17 protein-coding genes and 3 pseudogenes are annotated in these 22,555 nt (G+C 44.3%); 8 read left to right on the plus strand and 12 right to left on the minus strand.

What is annotated here, in order from left to right:
* Positions 1-379: 379 nt before the first annotated feature.
* The 3 genes from exaC (at position 380) to QUB52_RS19320 (ending at position 3,414) form a co-directional block, all read left to right on the plus strand.
* On the plus strand, positions 380-1,900 hold the full coding sequence (gene exaC / locus QUB52_RS19310) for an acetaldehyde dehydrogenase ExaC (protein WP_332975157.1): 1,521 nt from the start codon (positions 380-382) through the stop codon (positions 1,898-1,900).
* A 166-nt stretch (positions 1,901-2,066) separates the two neighbouring features.
* Positions 2,067-2,414, plus strand: coding sequence for a DUF779 domain-containing protein (locus QUB52_RS19315; RefSeq protein WP_265239074.1), 348 nt, complete (start codon positions 2,067-2,069; stop codon positions 2,412-2,414).
* A 163-nt stretch (positions 2,415-2,577) separates the two neighbouring features.
* Positions 2,578-3,414 (plus strand): SDR family oxidoreductase, encoded by an 837-nt coding sequence (locus tag QUB52_RS19320; protein WP_332975156.1) that lies wholly within the window; start codon positions 2,578-2,580, stop codon positions 3,412-3,414.
* Between the two features lie 5 nt (positions 3,415-3,419).
* On the opposite strand, the gene QUB52_RS19325 is transcribed toward QUB52_RS19320, so the two are convergent.
* On the minus strand, positions 3,420-4,229 hold the full coding sequence (locus QUB52_RS19325) for a DUF3598 family protein (protein ID WP_332975155.1): 810 nt from the start codon (positions 4,227-4,229) through the stop codon (positions 3,420-3,422).
* Positions 4,230-4,661: 432 nt separating this feature from the next.
* A complete protein-coding gene (locus QUB52_RS19330) occupies positions 4,662-5,213 on the minus strand; it encodes a DUF2854 domain-containing protein (RefSeq protein ID WP_332970050.1) in 552 nt (183 codons plus the stop codon).
* Positions 5,214-5,524: 311 nt separating this feature from the next.
* Between QUB52_RS19330 and QUB52_RS19335 the strand changes: the two genes are divergently transcribed.
* Together QUB52_RS19335 and QUB52_RS19340 are read left to right on the plus strand one after the other, a co-directional pair.
* Positions 5,525-5,785: a hypothetical protein gene (locus tag QUB52_RS19335; RefSeq protein WP_332970051.1), complete on the plus strand. Its 261-nt coding sequence runs from the start codon at positions 5,525-5,527 to the stop codon at positions 5,783-5,785.
* 192 nt (positions 5,786-5,977) lie between these two features.
* Entirely contained in the window at positions 5,978-6,148 is a 171-nt protein-coding gene (locus tag QUB52_RS19340) for a hypothetical protein (RefSeq protein ID WP_265239069.1), read from the plus strand.
* Positions 6,149-6,356: 208 nt separating this feature from the next.
* On the opposite strand, the gene ppk1 is transcribed toward QUB52_RS19340, so the two are convergent.
* The 5 genes from ppk1 to QUB52_RS19365 all read right to left on the minus strand — a co-directional run bounded on the left by ppk1 (position 6,357) and on the right by QUB52_RS19365 (position 13,179).
* Positions 6,357-8,540, minus strand: coding sequence for a polyphosphate kinase 1 (gene ppk1 / locus QUB52_RS19345; protein WP_332970058.1), 2,184 nt, complete (start codon positions 8,538-8,540; stop codon positions 6,357-6,359).
* A gap of 340 nt (positions 8,541-8,880) precedes the next feature.
* Positions 8,881-9,336, minus strand: coding sequence for an NACHT C-terminal alpha/beta 1 domain-containing protein (locus QUB52_RS19350; RefSeq protein WP_442923223.1), 456 nt, complete (start codon positions 9,334-9,336; stop codon positions 8,881-8,883).
* A gap of 3 nt (positions 9,337-9,339) precedes the next feature.
* Positions 9,340-12,342 (minus strand): NACHT domain-containing protein, encoded by a 3,003-nt coding sequence (locus tag QUB52_RS19355; RefSeq protein WP_332975152.1) that lies wholly within the window; start codon positions 12,340-12,342, stop codon positions 9,340-9,342.
* A gap of 76 nt (positions 12,343-12,418) precedes the next feature.
* Complete coding sequence (locus tag QUB52_RS19360; protein WP_332975150.1) at positions 12,419-12,724, minus strand: helix-turn-helix domain-containing transcriptional regulator; 306 nt, start codon at positions 12,722-12,724, stop codon at positions 12,419-12,421.
* A 236-nt stretch (positions 12,725-12,960) separates the two neighbouring features.
* Positions 12,961-13,179 carry a helix-turn-helix domain-containing protein gene (locus QUB52_RS19365; protein ID WP_265239067.1) on the minus strand — a complete coding sequence of 73 codons (219 nt, stop codon included), beginning with the start codon at positions 13,177-13,179 and terminating at the stop codon, positions 12,961-12,963.
* 162 nt (positions 13,180-13,341) lie between these two features.
* Between QUB52_RS19365 and QUB52_RS19370 the strand changes: the two genes are divergently transcribed.
* Positions 13,342-13,815, plus strand: a complete 474-nt coding sequence (locus tag QUB52_RS19370; protein ID WP_332975149.1) for a hypothetical protein — start codon at positions 13,342-13,344, stop codon at positions 13,813-13,815.
* A gap of 197 nt (positions 13,816-14,012) precedes the next feature.
* Here the strand turns inward: QUB52_RS19370 and QUB52_RS19375 are convergent, their stop codons facing one another.
* The 3 genes and pseudogenes from QUB52_RS19375 to QUB52_RS19385 form a co-directional block, all read right to left on the minus strand.
* Positions 14,013-15,401 carry a UDP-glucose dehydrogenase family protein gene (locus QUB52_RS19375; RefSeq protein WP_332975148.1) on the minus strand — a complete coding sequence of 463 codons (1,389 nt, stop codon included), beginning with the start codon at positions 15,399-15,401 and terminating at the stop codon, positions 14,013-14,015.
* A gap of 210 nt (positions 15,402-15,611) precedes the next feature.
* Positions 15,612-16,550, minus strand: a complete 939-nt coding sequence (locus QUB52_RS19380) for a UDP-glucuronic acid decarboxylase family protein (RefSeq protein ID WP_332975147.1) — start codon at positions 16,548-16,550, stop codon at positions 15,612-15,614.
* Between the two features lie 666 nt (positions 16,551-17,216).
* Positions 17,217-17,941, minus strand: a pseudogene (locus tag QUB52_RS19385) (IS1 family transposase).
* 410 nt (positions 17,942-18,351) lie between these two features.
* On the opposite strand from QUB52_RS19385, the gene QUB52_RS19390 reads away from it, so the two are divergent.
* Together QUB52_RS19390 and QUB52_RS19395 are read left to right on the plus strand one after the other, a co-directional pair.
* A complete protein-coding gene (locus QUB52_RS19390; RefSeq protein WP_332975146.1) occupies positions 18,352-19,299 on the plus strand; it encodes an NAD-dependent epimerase/dehydratase family protein in 948 nt (315 codons plus the stop codon).
* Between the two features lie 983 nt (positions 19,300-20,282).
* A pseudogene (locus QUB52_RS19395) lies at positions 20,283-21,271 on the plus strand (ISKra4 family transposase).
* A 26-nt stretch (positions 21,272-21,297) separates the two neighbouring features.
* Here the strand turns inward: QUB52_RS19395 and QUB52_RS19400 are convergent.
* Both QUB52_RS19400 and QUB52_RS29300 read right to left on the minus strand, forming a co-directional pair.
* On the minus strand, positions 21,298-21,816 hold the full coding sequence (locus QUB52_RS19400) for an ISAzo13-like element transposase-related protein (protein ID WP_332967163.1): 519 nt from the start codon (positions 21,814-21,816) through the stop codon (positions 21,298-21,300).
* Positions 21,791-22,506 (minus strand): annotated as a pseudogene (locus QUB52_RS29300) (ISAzo13-like element transposase-related protein). Before QUB52_RS29300 ends, QUB52_RS19400 begins: the two are co-directional and overlap by 26 nt.
* Positions 22,507-22,555: the final 49 nt, after the last annotated feature.

The following is a 22,555-nucleotide window of genomic DNA, read 5'->3' on the forward strand; positions in this document are numbered from 1 at the left end:
ATCCTTTCTCTTCGCTGTGCTTATCTCAACGGTCAACTTTCAATTTGATGTATTTGCCAAAGTGAGATGCACCCTAATTTATCACTCAAAGGGTTCCGGCTTTAAACCAATTATTTCTGGTAAGATGGCGGATTAGGCTGGGGTATTTGTACAGGAATTACGTCTGGTTAGAAACCAGGTTTCTACGAAAATATGGTGTTTATTAACGAGAAACATACGAAGAAACCGGGTTTCTGAGGTTGGGGTGCGTAATTCCTATTTTATTGAAAATAATGTAAAATTTTGTATATAAATTAACCTAATTGTTCGCAAATAGACGATAGTTGATATTTAAGAGATTTCACAAGTCCGCGAAAACAAATTTTAATCAGGTAATAAAATGGTAGTAGCAGCACCTGTTCAATCCGGCAGTCCGTCGATTTTTCAAGCTCGTTACGACAACTTTATTGGCGGCAAGTGGGTAGCACCGGTGAAGGGGAAATACTCGGAAAACCTTTCTCCAATTACCGGAAAATCAATTTGTCAAATTCCCCGATCGAGCGCCGAGGATGTAGAATTGGCACTAGATGCCGCCCACGCCGCGAAAGACAAGTGGGGTAAGACTCCCCCAGCAGACAGGGCGCGGGTGTTGCACAAAATTGCCGATCGCATGGAAGAAAACCTCGATCGCCTCGCCATCGCCGAAACCTGGGACAACGGTAAACCAATTCGCGAAACCAGACTAGCAGACATCCCGCTGGCGATCGACCATTTCCGCTACTTCGCAAGCTGCATCCGAGCCCAAGAAGGGTCGATCGGCGAACTCGACGGCACAACAGTCGCCTACCACTTCCACGAACCCCTAGGCGTGATCGGACAAATTATCCCCTGGAACTTCCCGATATTAATGGCTGCGTGGAAACTCGCCCCAGCCCTCGCCGCCGGAAACTGCGTTGTCCTCAAACCAGCCGGGCCGACCCCAGCCTCAATCTTGGTACTGATGGAAATCATCGCCGATTTAGTACCAGACGGCGTTATCAACGTGGTTAACGGGCCGGGAGCCGAAATCGGCAAAACCCTCGCTACCAGCCCCCGCATTGCGAAAGTAGCCTTCACTGGTGAAACAACCACGGGCCGGTTGATCATGCAGTACGCCTCCCAAAATGTCATCCCCGTCACCCTAGAATTAGGCGGAAAATCGCCCAACATTTTCTTTGAGGATGTCTGCGCCCAAGATGACGATTTTCTCGACAAAGCAGTCGAAGGACTTGTGATGTTCGCTTTCAACCAAGGGGAAGTTTGCACTTGTCCCTCGCGGGCGTTAATTCAGGAGTCAATTTACGATCGATTTATGGAAAGGGCGATCGATCGCATCCGCCAAATCAAACAAGACAACCCCCTAGATATGACAACCGCCCTAGGCGCGCAAGTCTCAATCAACCAGATGGAAAAAATCGCCGAATACGTCAAAATCGGGCGTGAAGAAGGCGCAGAATGCCTGATTGGTGGCGCAAGAAACACCTTATCTGGCGACTTACAAGACGGCTATTATTTCCAGCCGACAGTCTTCAAAGGAAACAACAAAATGCGAATTTTCCAAGAAGAAATCTTCGGCCCAGTATTAGCAGTCACCACCTTCAAAGACGAAGTCGAAGCCTTAGAAATTGCCAACGATACTCTGTACGGTTTAGGTGCAGGACTTTGGACTCGCGATATCAACACCGCCTACCGCATGGGCCGCGCCGTTCAAGCAGGCCGCGTGTGGACAAACTGCTATCATTTGTATCCAGCCCACGCAGCTTTCGGCGGCTACAAATCATCCGGTATCGGTCGCGAAAACCACAAAATGATGTTGGATCACTATCAACAAACTAAGAATTTGTTGGTAAGTTACAGCCCCAAAGCTTTAGGTTTCTTCTAAGCAGGATAGTCGCACGGGTATCCAGAAACCGGGTTTTTTTCGTAATCCTTTGCCGCAGTCCCCAGATTAAGTAAAAAATCCGGTTTCTTTGCTGGAGTGTATAAATCCTAAGATAAATAATTCCTTCTTTCTTCTTCCCTCTTCCCTCTTCCTTCTTCCTTCTCAAATGGAAACAATCCCTAAAGTCACCGCCACAGAAGCCGCCTTAAAACTAATCGACTACCTCAAAACACAGCACGGAGAATTGATGTTTCACCAATCCGGTGGCTGCTGCGACGGTAGTTCTCCCATGTGCTATCCCAACGGGGAATTAATCATCGGCGATGGTGATTTATTGCTGGGAAAAATAGGTGGTTGTCCCTTTTATATTGCAGCCCAGCAATACAAATATTGGCAGCACACGCAGTTAATTATAGATGTGGCATCGGGGCCAGGAGGCAGCGATTTTTCCCTGGAAGGGCCGGATGGAGAGCGTTTTATTACTCGTTCTCGCTTGTTTGTTAATGCTGATTAACTCGGCGTTGCATAATAGAGGGATGATCTGGAGAAAAAGCAGCATGAAATGCCCAAAAAGCAAATCCAATATGCGCCGGACTGTGCGTAAAGTTTTGTAGCTGGGATATATTGTTATCTTGGATGCAATCTAGATCCTTCTATCTTAGAAGTTGAAAAAACGGATGAACGCTATAATTATTGGTTGTGGTTATGTTGGAACTGTCGTTGCCCAGCATTGGCGGAACCTGGGTCACGTAATCACTGCAACGACGACTACGCAAGATCGCATTGGGGAGTTACAGAAAGTTGCCAATCAGGCGATCGTCCTGAAGCGCTGCGATGAAGAGACATTACAGACGATCCTGCCAAATCAAGATGCCATCTTCCTGAGTCTCGCTCCTACAGCAAACCAACAAGTAGATTCCGATATGTACGAGGAGACATACCTGCATACGGCCAACAACCTTGTTCTTGCCTTGAAGCATTTTCCCAACATAAAACAACTCATATATACCAGTAGTTGTGCCGTGTATGGCAATAGTAATGGAGCCTGGGTGAGTGAACTTTCAACTGTGGCACCAGCTAACAGACATGGAGAGATTTTACATGAGACAGAGCAAGTTTTGCTGTCAGCATCCAGCCCTGATTTGAAAGTATGTATCTTTCGCCTTGGAGCAATTTATGGGCCCGATCGCGAGTTCAAGAAACGGTTAAGTAAGCTTGCAGGCACAACTCGCCCAGGCACAGGCAATCATTTCACGAACTGGGTTCATCTCGACGACATTGTATCAGCAAGTGAGTTAGCCCTCGCTCGTCAATTACAAGGAGTTTATAACGTAGTGAATGATGTTCCAATTACTGCTTGTGAGTTGTTTAAACAACTGTGCGATCGCTACGAATTACCTGAAGTGGAATGGGATGGGTCAGATACAACAGAGCGATCGAATAATCGGCGCATATCGAATCAGAAGCTCAAAGCAGAAGGATACCAGCTCATTCATCCAGAAGTGGAAATTTGAGCCTGTTAAATGGCGAATACATCAGCCTTTTGATCCGGTTTTTCGTAGATTAAAGTACAGCTTCGGGGGGTGTTCTGAGTATCTGATGTCCAACGCATGGATGCATAATAGGGAGTCTTGAATCGATCGCTCGAAAGAACAACCTCTATTGAATCTGGAAATTGGATTTGTAGAAAATCGCCTTGTATTTCACTGGGTTGAGGAGGAACTGGCAGTTGAGCCATCTCATCTAATGAAACATAGATCCCGCCTGTCGTTGGAGCAGGAAGTTTGAGGCAGTTGACTCGATCGATCCTACAGTGAGTTTGTTCAGACCACCAAGGTTTCGCTACCTCTTCCTTAATCTCTCTGAAGAATGAAAACGTATTAGGCTGAGGGCTATTTGCGGCAGATTTGTACATTACTACCACACTCGTTCTTTTTCCTGATGCCAGGAGGTAAGGCTCAAAATAAAATCCCTGACCAGTTCGATCACCCCCAACCATTGTGTCAGAAGAATTGGGATTAAAAAGCAGATCAGCATCTGGATCAACCGGATGGATAATCAGCGGATTACCCAAGGTCAAAACCCATTGTTTCTGCGTTACTGTTTCTGTCATCCGACTCCTGAAGTCGAGGGAATGGGTGACAGTTTGCCGATCGTCAGAAGGAATTAAGCTGCGTACAGAATCAAGAATATCGAGAACCTGCCCTGCGGCATCATATCTAACCAATACCCCTTGCCAACGTGCGCAGTGATGAGCTATGAAATTTTCCCACTGCTGTTGAGCAGTTAAAGGTACTTTGGCGATGATGGACACTCTGTTTTCTGACATTGGCGTATCCCTGTTTTCCCTATAGATTGTTGTCAATAATTTAGTTTGGCGGATTTAATCTGCTCATTTATTCTACTCAAGACTGAGCCAGGATTATTTGCAACTGAGACTGCTATCATCCACTTCGATGCTTGTTTAACTGCAACTGAAAAACCCTGTCCTGAGCCGATAATACCTATCCTCATCCTTGACGAAACCATTTGCGCTGCTCCTGATTTAAGATGGTCGATCGCTCCTCAACTAATATTATAATTAACGAAAATCAAAGTTGGGCAAAATCTCAACTGGCGATCCTCTTCGAGGGCTTCGCTAACGAGCTTTTGCCGATAGCGACAGGTTTCAAGCTGCCGCTAAAATCAGTATTTGGGCCGATGCAGGATTAATTATTAATTGGTGACTTCAAAATTTCCGCACTCAAAACTTAAGACCACTTTAAGCTTTAGGACTTGTAATTAAAGCCAATTCAATTTTTTCATCAGGCTTTTGAGTGACTTGTGCGTGCAAACCGGGGCCAAAAAATTTAGCTATTTTTTCTTGCTTTTCTTCCCAGACTTCGATCGGCATTAGCGGCGAATAAAACTCTAGAATTAAGGCATAAGCACCGTCAACATCAACTTCCCGCAAGCCTTGGAGGAGGGGGCGTTCTTCGTCTGTCGGGGCCATTCCCAAGCGTTCCAGAGCATCATCTAAGTGGGCGGGTTGGCCGTAGCGAAATCGGGTGATATCTTTGCGGACTTGGTTTTGAGTATCTGTGGCCTGACTTTCTCGCAGAAGCAGAACTTCAGGAGAAGTCGGTTCGGTGAACTCCGCTGGTTCGAGTTCGGCAGCTTTCAAGGCTAAACCTCCCAGCAACAGGGGAATTCCATAAAAAAAACCGGCTAGGTTTAGGGTTGGTTTGTCTGTGAAGTAGGCATAGAACCCGACTACTGCTAAAATACCGCCGACGACTAAGGCTAGGCTTGCTAAAGAAATTTTACGAAACATATTAGTGAGGTAAGTAGCTGGAATCAACAAGATACTTTAATTATTATCGGGCAAGAAGTCTTGAATAAATTTAGTTTTTTTGCCAAAATACTCGCCAAAACTGCTAGCATCTATGAGAGCGGGTTCTCTGTGCATCCACGATCTTGTCTCTATCTTCAAAAACTATCCTGCTTAGACTCGCCACGGCGCCACCGATCAAGATCCAGGTTAATTGCGCGCCGTTGGTTCCAGAAGGCAATCGAGATCGGCAGTATGATCAAAGTATAGAGAGCGGCGATCGACCCTCTTGCCCTTTCAACCAATTTTCGGACATGATTAAAGACGAAGACAAACAAACTGCGGTCGCCAACAAGTCTGTTCTCGACCAGATTAACTCGCTCAAACGCGAAGATGAAAGGCTTTATAATATCTTAGCGATCGATGTCTGGGCCCTAGCCAAGACAATGGATGAATATCAACCGGGATTTTGGTCTGCTTTTATGAAAAACCGCGAGAAGGCTCTGAAGCGATTTTTAACTGAAGTGATGAAAAACAAACCCGCAGATAATAAACGTCCGCCTTTTCTGCGGTGAAGTTTAGCTGAAGTTTTGATGTACAATCCAACTATAACACAGACCCAAAAACCCTGAGCAGGTTGATCACTTACAATATAAAAACAGTGAAGGATTAGCCCAGAAAGGTACGTCGGTGAATTAAGAATCCCCGTCTGTTCGCAGGGGGAAATGTCAAATATTTTTGTGAATACTAGCAAAAGGCCAAAAACAATGGATGTACAGACAATCAAAGAGCGCGTAGCAGAAATAGAAAGTAAGCGGGAATCCCTCGTGCGGCTGTTAGATCGATCGGACTTGGGAGCTCTGAGAATTGATGTCAGTCAGGCGATCGAGGAAATTGACGATTTGTTAGAAGAATTTAAGCGCACTTTTGACAGTTGACAGTTGGCAGTTGTTAGTTGGCAGTTGGCAGTTGAGAGTTGTCGCGCATTTAATTTGCATATTTCGTATTAAAAACTTTGTGGGGCGGGCATCTTGCCCGCCCTAAAAGTTAAAATTAAATGCAGTACAGCTTAATAGCTAACAATAACTGACCACTGTCAACTGTCAACTGTCAACTGTCAACTGTCAACTGTCAACTGTCAACTGACTAATTCATTGCCATATCCATCAAAATTTGTTGACAGCTCACCTCCGGGTTATTAGCAGGAGGGCGCCGCTGAGAATAATGTCCCCCAGGCTGCAAATCCCAAGCTTGGCGATTGTCCGCCAACATCACACCCAAAATTTCTTGTAACTCCATCACTATAGTCGGATCTTCCACTTGGACGATCGCCTCAACCCGTCTTGTGAGATTACGCTGCATCCAGTCAGCAGAACCAATATACACCTCTTCGGCACCACCATTGAAAAAATAAAACATCCGAGAATGCTCTAAAAAGCGACCGATAATACTGATAACTTTGATATTGTCGCTAACACCCTCAACGCCCGGACGCAAACAGCAAATCCCCCGGATAATCAAATCAATTTTAACTCCCGCTTGCGATGCTTCGTACAAAGCAACAATAATTTGAGGGTCAACTAAAGCATTCATTTTAGCGACAATCCGGCCGCAGCTACCAGTGCCGTTTTCGGCATTCAAACGGCAGAAGTCGGCCTCGCGGCGGATCAAAGCTAAAAATCGATCGCGCATATTGACCGGCGCAACCAACAATTTACGATAAGAAACCTGCCGCGAATAACCGGTTAAATAATTAAACAACTCCGTCAAATCCGCACCCAAATCCTCGCGACAACTCAACAAACCAACATCCGTATACAGTCCAGCCGTTTTCGGGTTATAATTTCCCGTGCCGATGTGGACATAGCGGCGAATAAATCCATCCTCGCGACGGACTACCATCACAATCTTGGTGTGGGTTTTGAGTCCCACCAAACCGTAAACTACGTGCACACCCGCTTGTTCTAACTTGCGCGCCCAGTTAATGTTATTTTCTTCGTCGAATCTAGCTTTGAGCTCTACTAAAACGGCTACTTGCTTGCCGTTTTCGGCTGCTTCAATTAAAGAACTGACGATCGGCGAATCACCAGAAGTGCGGTATAAAGTCATCTTAATTGCTAACACGGAGCGATCGTGCGCCGCCTCAGTAATAAACCGCTGGACAGTCGCCGCAAACGAGTGATAAGGATGGTGCAGCATCAAATCGCCCTGGCGGATCACCGTGAAAATATCCTCACCATCCTCAGCATCCAACATCGATTTGCCTAAAATCAGTGGCGATTCTGAGTTCCGCAAGCGTGGTGGGACAACCGGAGTCCAAGGCGGGTCTTTCAGTTCTGGCACGGGCAGCCCGATAAAAGTCATCAAATCCTTGAGGCCTAGCAGCCCGTCCACGACGTAAACATCCTGCTCACCGAGATCCAACTCATCCATCAACATATCTCGCAGTGCAGGCGGCATAATCGCTTGAATTTCCAGGCGCACCGCAGAACCTGTAAACCGCTGTTTGCGGAGTTCCTGTTCAATCGCCAGCAGCAAATCCTCTGCCTCATCTTCCTCCACAGTCAAATCGGAATTGCGAGTAATCCGAAACGGGTGATATTCCTGAATATCCATCCCCGGAAACAAAGCCTCTAAATTGTGGGCGATTACCTGTTCGAGAGGTACGCCCGTCCACACAGGAGTTTTGCCTTTTTGCTGCCACTGCAAATCCTTTGGTAGCGGCAAAAACCTGGGCAAAACCTGCGGTACTTTGACGCGCGCAAACAATTCTTCGCGCGTGTCGGGATCTCTAACAACTACTGCTAAATTGAGACTGAGATTGGATAGGAATGGGAATGGGTGGCTGGGGTCAACTGCTAGGGGTGTGAGTACGGGAAAAACTTGTTCTTGGAAGTAGCGGTGCAAGTAATTGCGCTGTTCTTGATTGAGGTCAATGTAGTCGAGAATGTAGATGCCGTTTGCTGCTAATTTGGGCCGCAGGGTTTGGTCAAAATAGGCGTGTTGCTGAGTAACCATCGGCAATAGCCGCTTGTTAATGGCATCTAGCTGTTCTTGGGGCTTGCTACCGTCGGAGGTCAATTTGCTGACTTTTGCTTCTACTTGTTGTTTGAGGGCCGCTACTCGCACCATGAAGTATTCGTCTAGGTTTGAGCTAAAAATAGCGAGAAATTTGAGTCTTTCTAGGAGGGGCGTGCGGGGGTCTAGGGCTTCGTGGAGGACGCGGTTGTTGAATTCTAGCCAGCTTTGTTCTCGGTTGAAGTAGTATTGCGGGTCGCTGAGGTTGATTTCGGTGTAGGTTTTGGCTGGGGTCTTTTTTTGCTTGGACATGGTTTGGGGGAGTCTTTTGGGGAGGCTCGATTGTATCTTTACCATTAGTATCGCAGTCATTGTGGTAGCGGCGCGGTAGCGGGCGATTGAAATCGCGCCGACACAGACAAAACCGGAGCTCAGAGGGGTTGAAGAGGAAGAGCGATCGAACTTTATGGTTTATGTTGTGTACGATCGCACATTTTGTATTTCTCGTTTGTTGCCGAGGCCAGATCCCCCTAAATCCCCCGAAAGCAAGGGTGACTTTGAGCGCTTCTTGTCCCCCCCTTTCTTAAGGGGGGCTAGGGGGGATCTGGCCTCGGCGATAAGCAGCAGTCTGTGAATACCTCCGCCCCCAATATCACGCACCAATCCCCGCAATCCAATCCTGCACCGCCTCCAACAAATCCTCTCCATCCGCGGCAAAACTTGTTAACGGCAATTCCAGCGGTGTATCGGTAATCCAGGCAATATGAATTCCCACGTGAGAGTCGGCGAGTTTGCGGGTGAAAGACGAAAGCGCGTTTTCGCAGGGGCAGGAGTGCAAAATTAAGGCGATGTGCGGTTTTTGCAGCCGGTTTTTGAGTTGGGGAATTAATCGCTTGAATTCGGGGGCGTTGCGGATTGCGGGGATGTCTGTATCTGCGGGGAAGATTGTTTGATATAGTTGGGTACAGAGTTCTTGGGCGATCGCGCTTATATCGGTTTCGCCTTCTAATGCGCGAATGTTGAGAGCCACGGGGAAGGCTTTATCTGTGGGTTTGAGTTGTTTTAGGAGTGTGGGGCGATCGGTGTTTTGTCGGTGGTTGTCGGGTATTGGCTAATTGGTTGGTTGAGTGTGCCATGCTTGATAAAATTCTGGGTAAGTCATATTTTGGGCACAGTTCCAGATTACTTTGTAGCAGTTTCTATAGAGAGAAAACTCATTTTCTCGGACTTCGGAAGTTAGACAATCTTTCAATCCTGAGACTGCGGTGGCGAAGTGTTTACCTTTCATAATTTTCCCTAAGCTTTCTGCCGCTAAGCTCCGGGTAATTTCATCACCTGAATTACGGATTAACTCAACTAAAGCGGCGAGGGCAACTGGGTTATCTTGGCTGATATTCCTTAAGCTTTCTGTCTCTTGCCACCAGGTTGGAATAGATGACTGGCAGGCGTCTAACGAGACTAAATATGTGGGCGCCCATGGGAGATATTTGCCTATTTGCCCTAAGCTATCTGCCCCTATCATCCTGGTATCTCCATGAGCTGAAAAGAAGATTGGGTATTCTAGTAAAATCGCTTCTGGGTGATTTTTGTCTATTTCTCCTAACTTTATTGCAGCTTGATTCCGGGTATTTTCACTGCCTGAATCGCGGATCAACTCGACTAAAGCGGATATCACTCTTTCCCGATCAGTATTTTTCAGAACTTCCCTTGAACCCTCTGCAATTGGATCAAGACATCTCCACCACTCCTGTTTTTCCTCATTAAAACAACCAAATCCCCACTTAACAATCTGGGACACAATCTCATCAGCAAGACTACAATCCTTAAACTCAACAATCGCCACACCCGCTAGAAAATAAGCCCGATACTTATAAAAACCAATACCACACCCATCCTCAAACTCAACCAACGCCTTAATAAACGCTTCCTTCTCCTCCTTCCCAACCTCCTCACGCCCCAACCACAGCAAAATAACCTCCTTCCACCGCTTCTCAAAAATCCGGTATCGAGCATCAGGATGCTGCGGATTCCCAGGAAAGTGATTCAAGAAAAAATGCCAATGCTCAACCGCCAACGCCGCAAAATATTCCTGAAACGTCGGATGATAAAAAGCATAAATCCCTTCCAACGTCTCCCCATCCCTCGCCACTAAATTCAGCCAACCCAAACGACAAGCTAACTCAAACTGCGATGCACCCATCACCCGATATCCGACACTTTCTCGCAACTGAAACCGTGATGTTTCATTTAACATCCCAGCCAGAGCCAAATTCCCCAAAGCCGCATTCAAATCCTGCTGCTGACTCCAATTCAGGCGCGGTTGCTTCCACTGATACAAAGTAGTCACAAACCGCTGATAAAGCTTAGCCTTAGTATCCGGCAAATCCCCATCCAACGACTGCCAAGTACCGCACAGCAGCGAACATCTCAAGGGGTTTTTTACTAAGTCTTGAATTCGCTCTTTCCCCGATGCTGCTAATGCTTCCCGTAGCTGTTTGGAGAGATCCCCCCCAGCCCCCCTTAAGAAGGGGGGAGCAAGAGTGTTCCCTTCTTCTGTCGCCTCTGTTGAGAAACCGCGAGCAAGAGTCTCCCCTTCTCCTATTGCCTCCCCTTCTTCTCTTGTCTCCCCCCTTACCAAGGGGGGGTTAGGGGGGGTTCCAAACTGGGGGTTAGGGGGGGTTCCAAACCACTTATCGATAAACATTTCCACCTGTTCAGGATAGGAAAACTCCAGAGTACGATAAGTATCAAAAGTATCCAACGCAGAGCCGATCGCATCCCAGACATTCTGCCGACAACTTAGCACAATCCGCGCCCTTTGAATACAGCCGCCGGTTCTAATTTGCCGCTGAATTTCCGCCAAAGGATTCCCATCTCCGACAGCCATCTCATCCGCGCCATCCAACACCAACCAAACTCGCTCAGCATTAAACAAAGCTAAAAAATCATCCTTAATATCCGCCGTCGCCTCAGCCTTCCCAACCCTCTTAATTGCCGCCAGCAACCAACTATCAAATAAATAGGTTTCTAAATCCTTCCCCTGCAAATCTGCCAAGGATACCCAAATCACAATCGCCTCGGAAATTTCATCAGCAACCCAATTCGCAATCCGCCGCAACAGCGTTGTTTTCCCCGCCCCCGGTTCCCCAATAATTCCTAACCGCTTCCCATTGCTTTTCGGGCTACTTCCTCCCCGCAGCACTTGCTCAAGAAACTCGCTATGTTCAAAGGTTTGAGTAACTTCTTTTTCCCGGTACAAATCCGAACCTTCCTCAGCCGCCACATCCTCCCGCCGCTGAGTCACTTTGTGCCGTTCCACCAATCCCAGCGGCACATAAACATCATCAATTTGATGGTTGCCAAAAGTTAGCTGATTACTACTCAGTCGCTGCTGTTCTTTCTCATCTAAAATCTGCTGACAAATAACCCGCCAGTCAATCGGTTGGTAAACAATCCGGCTTTTTTCAACAATCTCCTCAAGCCAAGCATACATCTGTTGCGTTGTGCGATCTATCCGCGCCAAACTCTGCCCGGTAAAAATCTGAAAAACCTTTTCATTATCCTTGATTTCCTGAGCAAAGTATGCTGATACTAAGGCAAATAAATCTTGCTCTAACTTAATTTTGTAGGGTGCGACATCACAATTTTCCAGGGCAACTTCCAGCAGTTTTTGCTTAACTGCTTCAACCCGATTCTGCTTTAACTCATCTGTCGTAGTCAGCAGCAATTCTATTTCATCTAAACCCTCAATCGGAATCCCAGAGGGAACAGTTTCTTGATCAACCTGTTCTAAATCTAATTTGAGCCGATCGAGCTTTCGTTTCAACCAATCAAAATCCCTGCGCCTGTCTTGCAGCGAATAGCTAAAACTCTCTCGATTAGCGCTATTTTTCGGATCGATTTCCTGTTTGCATTCTGAGGCGATTTGTTGTTGAGCTTTCAGGAAAGAAGTTTTGAGCGCTTTTTCTAAATCGTGATTGACTATTTTACCGTTTCGTGATACTTTTTTAATTCCTGTCAAACAAAGATGCTTTGCTGCATCATTAACTTGAGTTCCCAGAATGCCTTGCCAAGCGACTGTGAAAAGCAAGCCCAAAGTAATCGGATCTGACATTTGACGGCTCTCCTGATGGGCTATTGCAAGGGGGTTAGTTTGATTATAGGATCGACTTTGGTTGCGATCGATTAATTCAGGAATTTCTCTGCTTAACAGTCACCGTCAGTTGAAAACCGAGTGCATCAAGTAAAGCACTCAAACAGTAAATTTCTGCTCCTTTTTTCTCGGACAATAGTTCGCCCAATTTTGCCAAAAGTGCTGTAGCATCTTCTGAGAGTTCATTCATCCTGTGACGGGCTTCAACAACATCATTTAATGCCAGCTTTAGCACCTCAGAATTCTCCTCTTCCAAGCAAGCCTCAATATAAGGAGCAGCCTCTAAGGAGTCTTTCAGAGATTCAATCAATTCTTCTTGATAGCTAATACTTCTAGACATCATCTCTACTTTTGCGATTAAATTTCCGGTAGGGAAACGGCACTGCCGTGTCCAAATTTCGGGACGATTATCTACTTGTTCCAAGGCTCTGCCTGGTAACGCATATCTGGAGGCTCTGCCGACCTTTTACCAGCCGAGGCAGAGCCTCTGAATCTGGGTTCTAAGGCAAGCCTTGGAACCAGTTGATCAGATTTAAAACTGATATAATCTACACCAAATGCTCGATCGCCAAAAAGCACCTACTTTTCCATAATTACCACAAAATCCTCAATCATCACATCAAAAGTGCGAGCCAACTTGTGCACTGCCGCAAAGTCAACCATCGCCATCCCCTGAGAGCGGGCATAATTGCTAATCGTACTGTATCCGACTCCCGATCGCTCCGCAACCTCCTTCAGCGTCCATCCCTTCTCGGCCGCCAACTCTCGAACCCGCAACCTGACTAAACCTTTACTCATAAAAACTATTTACAAAATTTTGGATTTAGTATAATATAGCAAAAAGCGATCGCCCCCGGTCAGCGAAACTAAGGACGATCGCCAGTTAAAATTAATTCTGACAGATAATTTCTGTCGATCGCACCCAGCAGATAGATTTACCAACCACCAGATGCAACTACAATGATATCAGAAAATCAGTTAAGATCGTCCTGGGCGATCGGCGCCTCAAAAATTATTCACAAATCGTTAATCGTCAATCCGCGATCGAGATTTGTCACCGAAGAAACAGTAGCACTTTTGTTCAACATCACACCAGACCAAATTTACCGAATCGAATGCTGTCACAACATGGTGTACCTGCACGCCAAAGGCCTAAGTAGATTCGTCAGCTACGCCGATTTCCCCCCAATTTTAGAAGTAAAACCAGCCTGCGCTCAAGATTTTCTCGGCTGGTACAAACGCTGGAAACGCACGCAAGCACCAGAATTTTGGACTAAATTTTATACGTACAACTTCAAAGCCGCTGTTTCAGTTGACAGCTTACATGAGTGGGGTAAATTAGTCGCTACAGTCAAATCAGTAATTTCTACCTCAGCACTCCAACAACTACGAGATGTTTACGCTGAAGAAAAAACATTGATGGAAAGCTTCTAAAGCAGGCGGATTTACCCGCGATTCCTCGCCACAACTAAATGTAAGGTGCGCCGAAGAACACCCTACGAGATAGAGATTATGCTTAGAACTCTTTAAGCTATTGCGGCATTTAAATTGTATCTCAAGAAATAATTAAACTCTTGTGGAGTGGGCTTCGACGCCGCTCCGAATATGCAATTTAAATGCGCAATAGCTTATTATCTTCCAATCCCCACATATTGGAAACCAGCCGCTTCTAAAACCTTCTTATCTAAGAAATTGCGGCCATCAATCATCACCGCATGATCCATCAACTTCGCCATTTTCTCGTAATCTAAATTGCGAAACTGTTCCCAATCAGTCACCAACACCAAAGCATCGCAACCATCAGCCAACCTTTCGGGGTCTGTTTCTACCAAAACTCCAGATAAACCGTGACGCATCCCAGTTTGAGAAACAATCGGATCGTAAGCTTTAACTTTTGCTCCCAATCGGTTCAAATTGTCGATTAAATTCAGCGAAGGAGCATCCCGCAAATCGTCAGTATCCGGCTTAAAAGTCAAACCCAAAAGTCCGACTGTTTTACCTTTAAGAATCTTCAAAACTTGCTGCAACTTTTCAATTGCAATCAATCGCTGGCGTTCGTTAACTTCCACCGCCGCCCTGAGCAAATGCGCCTCATAGCCGTAATCCTCAGCAGTGTGAACTAAAGCTGAAACATCTTTGGGGAAACAAGAACCGCCCCAACCGATGCCGGCTTGCAGAAATTTGCCGCCAATCCGCGAATCTAAACCGATACCTTTGGCTACTTGGGTAACATCTGCACCGACGCGATCGCAAATATTAGCTACTTCATTAATAAAGCTAATCTTAGTCGCCAAAAAAGCATTAGCAGCGTACTTAATCATTTCTGCTGAACTGATATCAGTCATCACCACGGGCACCGCGGGCAAAGACTCATTTTCTGCAAACTTGCGATCGACAATCGGCCTGTATAACTCTAGCATCATATCCATAGCTCGCTGAGAGTTGCTGCCGAGAACAATGCGATCGGGATTAAACGTATCATGAACAGCGCAGCCCTCCCGCAAAAACTCTGGATTGCTAACCACATCAAATTGCACGCCAGTTTTTGCTGCTACTTCCTCACCAGTAGCCCCATCACCGCTTTGAGGTTTTTGACGTTCAGCCAAACCGTCTAATACAATCCTCCGCACCCAATCCCCCGAACCGATGGGCACCGTGGATTTGTTGACGAGCACTTTGTAATCGCCGTCGAGGTGAGCTCCAATGCCGCGCGCAACCGCTTCCACGTAGCGAGTATCGCTTTCGCCAGTAGGCAAAGGAGGGGTTCCCACGGCAATGAATAAAATGTCTCCGTGAGCGACTCCTGCTGCTAAATCTGAAGTAAATTCTAGATTGCCCGATTGAGAAGCAGAGGACATTAATTCAGACAGTCCGGGTTCAAAAATAGGCGACTGTCCCGACTTCATTAATTTAACTTTTTCTTCGTTGTTGTCAACACAAATCACATGATGTCCGATATGTGCCAAGCAAGTGCCTGTGACTAAGCCAACGTATCCTGTACCGATGACGCAAACACGCATAGAAATGTCCTCAAAGTTAGTAAACAATTGACAGTTGATAGTTGACAGTTGACAGTTAACAGTTGATAGTTGACAGTTGATAGTTGTTATTAGTCAGTGGTTATTAGTCAGATTGCAGATTGCAGATTGCAGATTGAGGAAGTCCGAGGGAAGTGGAAATAAGTAAGAAGTAAAAATTTTCCTCCTGTCTCACTCTCCCACTCTCCATCTCTAATTAAGATTTCCCTCAATACGATCGCGAAAATCCTTTATAGTCAACTCTAAACCTTGATCCAGTGGCACAGTTGGCTCCCAACCCAACCAATTTTTAGCAAGAGTAATATCCGGTTGTCGCTGTTTGGGATCGTCTTCCGGCAGCGGTTTGAAGATAATTTCCACCCCTGGATTAATCATGTTTTGAATTTTTTGTGCCAACTCCAAGATAGTGTATTCGCCTGGATTCCCCAAATTCATCGGCCCGATTTGGTCGCTATTCATCAGTCGAATAAATCCTTCCACCAAATCGGAAACGTAGCAAAAACTCCGCGTTTGGGAACCGTCGCCATAAACAGTCAGCGGCTGATTTCGTAAAGCTTGAGCAATAAAATTGCTCACTACTCTGCCGTCATTTTCCAACATCCGGGGGCCGTAGGTATTGAAGATTCGCACAACTCGAATATCTACCCCATTTTGGCGGTGGTAGTCAAAAGATAGGGTTTCAGCTACTCGCTTTCCTTCGTCGTAACAACTGCGAATTCCGATACAATTAACATTGCCGCGATAATCTTCTGTTTGTGGATGTACGTCAGGATCTCCGTACACTTCGGATGTGGAGGCCAGAAAGAATCTTGCTTTTACCCGTTTGGCCAATCCCAACATATTCATCGTGCCGATGACGTTTGTTTTAATTGTCTTGACTGGATTGTACTGATAGTGTATAGGGGAAGCGGGACAAGCCAGATGGTAAATCTGATCTACCTCTAACCGAATCGGTTCCGTGATGTCGTGGCGGATCAGCTCAAAGTAGGGGTTATCCAGCCATTTGAGGATATTGCGTTTAGTCCCGGTGTAAAAGTTATCCAGGCAGACTACCTCGTGTCCTTGGGCCATTAAGCGATCGATTAGGTGGGAACCGAGGAAACCCGCACCGCCTGTGACTAAAATTCTCATGGGGGAAACTGCCGTTCTGTTTAGAGTGTAAGACTGTGGTACAACGATTCAGTCGATCGAATCAAACTTGCTAATACAATAACAAAATATCGATCGACAATGTAAAGACTTATCCGCCACCTGCATCAAATCTTTAATTAACTTAGCATTGTCAGATATATGCAACAGAGTGCGATCGCTCCTACATCCAAGCTACCTAATTTTATTTACACTTCAATACTTCCGCAAAAATACTGTTGACATTAACTCCAAAGTGACTATATAATTATTTGCCTTAATTTTTGGTGCAAATATTAGGTAGCAAACAAAAGATCAAGTCCTTGCTATAAATCTAATAAGGACTAAAGTCCTGACTACAAACCCAATATCGCGCTTGTGACTCTTTCTAAATCTTCTTCAGTTAAATTCGAGCCAGAAGGTAAGCAAAGACCGTACTCAAATAACTCTTCAGCAACTGCACCTCCCATACATTCACACTCAGCAAATACAGGCTACAAATGCAAAGGTTTCCCAACCGGACGCGCTTCTCTTTTATCCTTAGTAAGTGCGAGGCGAACTTGTTCTCTATCCGCACCGAAAGCAGCAGGATTAATAGTTAAACACTGTATTTTAGGTTCTTCCTTACTTGGTATGCTAAACTAACAATTAAAATGCGGCGTTGCTGAATCAAGGTATGAATGCCCCGGTCATGGGAATATCGTCAAATTTCAAGTAATGGATTAATAAGTTAATAGAATGCTTGAGCATTTTGTCACATTTATAATAACAAAAAATTTTACGATCTAGCCTAGCTAAATAATGTCTTAGTCTTGTATTTTCTCCTTCTACTCGTGTCATGTAAGTCTTGCTAATAATCTGATCTCCATCAGGAATAAACATGGGATATACAGACCATCCATCAGTTACATAAAAATAGCATTTTCATGCACTTACTTTGTCCCATAATGGTTCAAATGTCTTAGCGCTATGATCCCCTAATACCCATCCTAAAATTCCTGGACTAAAGTAGTCAACCGCTCTCCACAGCCAGATCTTGTCTGTTTTTTTAAACATAAGTTTGTAATTCATCGAGCTCACCAACTTCTGGAATGACTTCCGGGTCATAAACATCTGGTAACAGTTTACCGACTTGTTTTACCCAATTTATTACCGTGGTATGATGAACTCCCTTAACTCGTTCTATCGCCCGTAAACCCATGCCATTAACGTACATTTTTAGGCAATCACGTTTGATGGTTTCGCGCTTGACCTCGCTGGGGCTCATACTCATTGATGAATTGACGACCGCATTGGACACAAATGTGGTTCTGTTTTCCTTTTTTCTCGCCATTTTTACGGATATGGGTTGATTTACATTCGCTTGCGTTGCATAAATTATTCCTCCTATTCATACTCTAACTCAGCAACGCCGGGAATTTTGCTGGCAAATCCTGACTTGCGGTTAGCCTATGGAACAGCAAGCCGTCACCGTTTAGAAGCTGAAATGATGAGAATTTGGGATTTAAAACACTAGAAGGATACTATCGAAAATTAGAAATTTTCGGAGACACTAAATCTAATGAACAATAAACAATCAACCAGCTAGAATGTAAAATTATGTCGATAGAATTATAACACACTAAAGCTAGAGTCAAAATCGGCAATTTACAGAGATAATAAACTTGTGGTATGATATTTCATGTCGTCAGCGGTTCCGAAGAATCAAGCAATTAATAAAAAAATACCGGAAAATTATAAAGCTTGTTTTTGGAGTAACTTTGGCAACCAGTCTTTCATTAGCTATTACAAAGGAGCATAACCAATGACTAATATCGTTACAGGCGCGGCAGGTTTCATCGGCTCTCACTTAGTAGAAACTCTTTTAAAGCAAGGTGAACAAGTGATCGGCGTTGATGAAGTCAACGATTACTACAATCCCGAATTGAAGAGAAAAAATCTCGCTAATTTTGAAAAACATCCGAATTTTAAACTGGTAGAAAGCAATATCTTATCTTTAGATTGGAAATCTCTCTTAGCCAATGTGGAAGTCATTTACCACCAATCAGCCCAAGCAGGAGTCCGCTCTAGCTGGGGAAATGGTTTTCGCAGCTATACAGAACGCAATATCAATGCAACTCAGGTACTCTTAGAAGCCGCAAAAGATGCACCGCAACTGAAAAAGTTTGTGTTGGCTTCATCTTCGTCCGTGTACGGCAATGCTGAAACTTTTCCTACTTCCGAAACTGCCTGCCCTCAACCAGTTTCTCCCTACGGCATTACCAAATTAGCCGCTGAACGTTTGTGTTCGCTTTACTATCACAATTTCGGCGTTCCCGCAACTATGCTGCGCTATTTCACTGTTTACGGGCCTCGCCAGCGTCCCGATATGGCATTTCACATATTTTTCAAATCAATTTTGCGCGGCGAAGCGATTTCAATTTACGGAGACGGACAACAAACGCGAGATTTCACATTTGTCAGCGATTGCATTGCTGCTAATTTAGCTGCTGCTAAAGTGCCGGAAGCTGTCGGTGAAATATTCAATATTGGGGGCGGAAGTCGAGTTGCTTTAGCAGAAGTTATTCAGACTATGGAAAGCATTGTCGATCGCCCAATTCGCATCAATTACCTAGAATCGAGCAAAGGAGATGCGCGGGATACTAGCGCTGACGTATCAAAAGCTCAGAAAATCTTGGGATATCAGGCACAGGTTTCTTTGAAAGAAGGGTTAAAGCAAGAATGGGAATGGGTGCAGTCTTTGTACGGTTAGAGTGCGCTGAACCTACTCATATCAAATGCTGTGAGGCATACAGCTACCGGATCTGATAAGTTCAGAAACCGGGTTTTTTAAAGAAACCCGGTTTCTCGGTCTTATGTCTTTTTTGTATAGTTACTTATAAGCTTGGGTATTTGACCTTTTGGGGAGACTTTACTACACAAAGCGATCGCTTGAAAGAGACCAAACTAGACAAAGGCAGCCCGTCGCACCATCCTGTCTGTGCCACGGGCTAGAAGATCGTACTGATTTGCAATTAAATGCGTAAATCTGCTTATATATGCGGTTAATTTTTCGATACAAGCGGAGATGATATCAATATACCTTTTACAAAAAAAATATAAAACTCTTATTGTATGTACATTTTGTGTAAAGTTAATCATTTTTGGTACATTTTAACTCTGGTTATGCAACTATATATAACAAAGTACCGTGCGTAAATTGACGAGTAGGAAAATCAACCATAAAAGAAAGTGACCAAGAAATAGTGCTGAAAGATATAATTTAATTGCTAGTAATTCTGACTGTGACACTGCAAATTCATTAGTCTCGATATCCTTCAAGCTGAGATGATTGTGTACTCAAGCCTTAATTCAGGAACAATCAGGGATTCTATTATTAATCGTTGTTTGGCAATTGTATTGTTGTAACTTTTATGATGACTATCTCTAAAAGTACAATTCAGAAAATCCAACTTGCAGATTGCTAACTTTAACAGATTAGTCATTATCAAAACAATCATCGGTGTACTTCTTTAGTGCTGAACCTCAAAACTATCATCATTGAAAAGCAGGTTACCTTTACAGGTAGCGGCTAAGATATACCAGAGATTTTTAGGGGTGCATCTCACTTTGGCGAATATGTCACAAAAGGATTAAAATGGAAAAGCTCATAAAATCGCCAAAAAATATGATGCCAAGAAAATGACACCCTCAGACCAAGAACAGCTAAAAGCCTACTTTAAAGCGGCAGCATAAATTCTTTACAGAAATACAGATCCAACCGAGTTATAAAGTTTTGACAGCATAGAAAAATCTCTCCGTCAGAAAATGCTAGAAGAAGTGGGATCAGAACTAGGTAGCTTTTTTTTTCAGCAGTATCAGGAATTCAAATAGGAAAACCCAGAAAAATAAAATCAATAGTCGGTGCGCTCGAAATTACAGACAATCAGGCGAAATATTTTGGATTGAAAGCTTAGAGTCAATTCAGTCCAATGATGGAAAAATGCTGTCTTTTAATCAGTGCCAACGAATCTTATCAAATGGCAGAAAAAGATTTAGAGATTTTCACAGGGGTCAAAGTCTCTCATAGTACATTACAAAGATTAGTCAAACGACAAGAATTTGAATTACCTACATCTAAACAAGGAGTCCAAGAAATTACATTGGATGGCGGCAAAGTCAGCGTCTGCAACGAAACAAAAGGCGAAGGGTGTTGCTGGAAAGACTATAAAGCCGTTTGTTTCGATAACGTTTATTCGGGAGCATTTTTTCAAAATAATCAAGATTTAATTGATTGAACTAACAGCCAAAAATTGCTACATCCTATGTATTGCCTAGGAGATGGTAATGCGGAAATTTGGCAAATATTTCAAGAAATTGGAGATACTGAACAAAGACAATAAATCTTAGATTGGTATCATCTGAAAGAAAATGTTTACAAAGTAGGAGGTTCACTAAAACGTTTAAAATTAGCAGAAAATATGTTGTGACAAGGTAAAATAGATGAAGTTATCAATCTATTTAAAGAGATGACAAAAAAAGAATTTAAAACATTTTGCAACTATTTAGAGACCCATCGCTGCCGAATAGTCAACTACCAATACTATAAAGAAGAATGCATAAGTTCGATAGGTTCGGGAACAGTTGAATCAATTATTAAACGAATTGGGTTTAGGGTGAAAATATCAGGAGCGCAATGGAAGATTGAGAGCGTTCCCTCTATCCTTTCTCTTCGCTGTGCTTAGGGGCTCGCGGACAAATAAAATACCAGTCAAAATGGGATAATCGTGATATCCCATTTTGGTAAAGTTTCAGAACGTTGCCATTCAGGCAAATACTGTTTTAACTCATCAGGTAAGACTTTTACTCCTTTCTCATAAGTGATTTCAACTAAGTGTAAAATGGGCTGAATTCCTTTCCATGTCATGTTGGATGCCCAGTATATGGCAGTTTCAACCGAATCTAAAATAGCACCATTCCAATAATGTTCAAGTGCCGCCCAGCAGCGTTCAATTGGATTATACTTGCTGTGATAAGGTGGATAGTAAATTAGTCGGATTCTTAAACCAATTCTCTGAGATAACTCAATGATACGTTTGATGAATTGTGTTCGATTGCTTCTAGTTGCTGGACCACCATCAAGGTCAATCACCAATTCTTCCAGTTCGGTGTAATCAGATTGGTTATTTTGCCACCAATCCGTTAGACAATCGACGATAAAATCAGTGGTTTCAGCGGACTGTCCCATATAAATTGATAATTGGTCACTCTTTATTGTTGAGAATGCCAAAGGGGACTAATACGGCTTGCCACTCCGTATCATGGTCATCAGCCGACTTCGGTTCAAGGGTTCGGGATTTACCATCCCGTGAGAGGTTGCCAATTTTGACTTTGGCTTTGGTATCAATTGATATTCGTAGAGACTTAACATCTTTATCGGAGGCTTGATTCTCCTTTGATACATTCTCAAAAATGGCATCTGTTTCGGGAATCTTTTTCAAGGGCTTGGTTTTTTGTGTTTTTTTAGGCGATATCCCATCCGATTTAAAATCGTGCCAATTGTTTGACGAGAAGGCAATTGCTCACAGTCGTAGTTCTTCTGACTCACTAATGCCGATAGTACCGCCTTGGCACTGATCCGAGCATACAAAAATGTCGATTGAAACTTCCGGTCTGTCTGGGAATCGGGATCTACTAAAGAACGAATATCGGCATCTTTGTTGGGCAGCAATATTTCACTTTTATGTCGCCCTCTTGCTCGGTAATTATCAACACAAATCAACCCGGTTCGTCGTTCATGTAAGCCTAATTGAACGCTGTCTCGGTTCCATCCCATAAATGTTTCTACTTTTCGGGCTGAACTATTAAAGTAGTCTTCGGCTACTTTTGCCATAAAGTCTCGACGGCGATAGCCCGTCAGTTTTTTGGCAGCATCCTTGAATGTCGATTTAACGGGCTCACTCAATATCATTTCTCGCATCCCACTCACAGAGGTCACAACCACTTATGTCAGATTTTTTGTTTCCTAC

This window comes from Microcoleus sp. A6-C6 (genome assembly GCF_036705955.1).
GTDB lineage: Bacteria > Cyanobacteriota > Cyanobacteriia > Cyanobacteriales > Microcoleaceae > Microcoleus.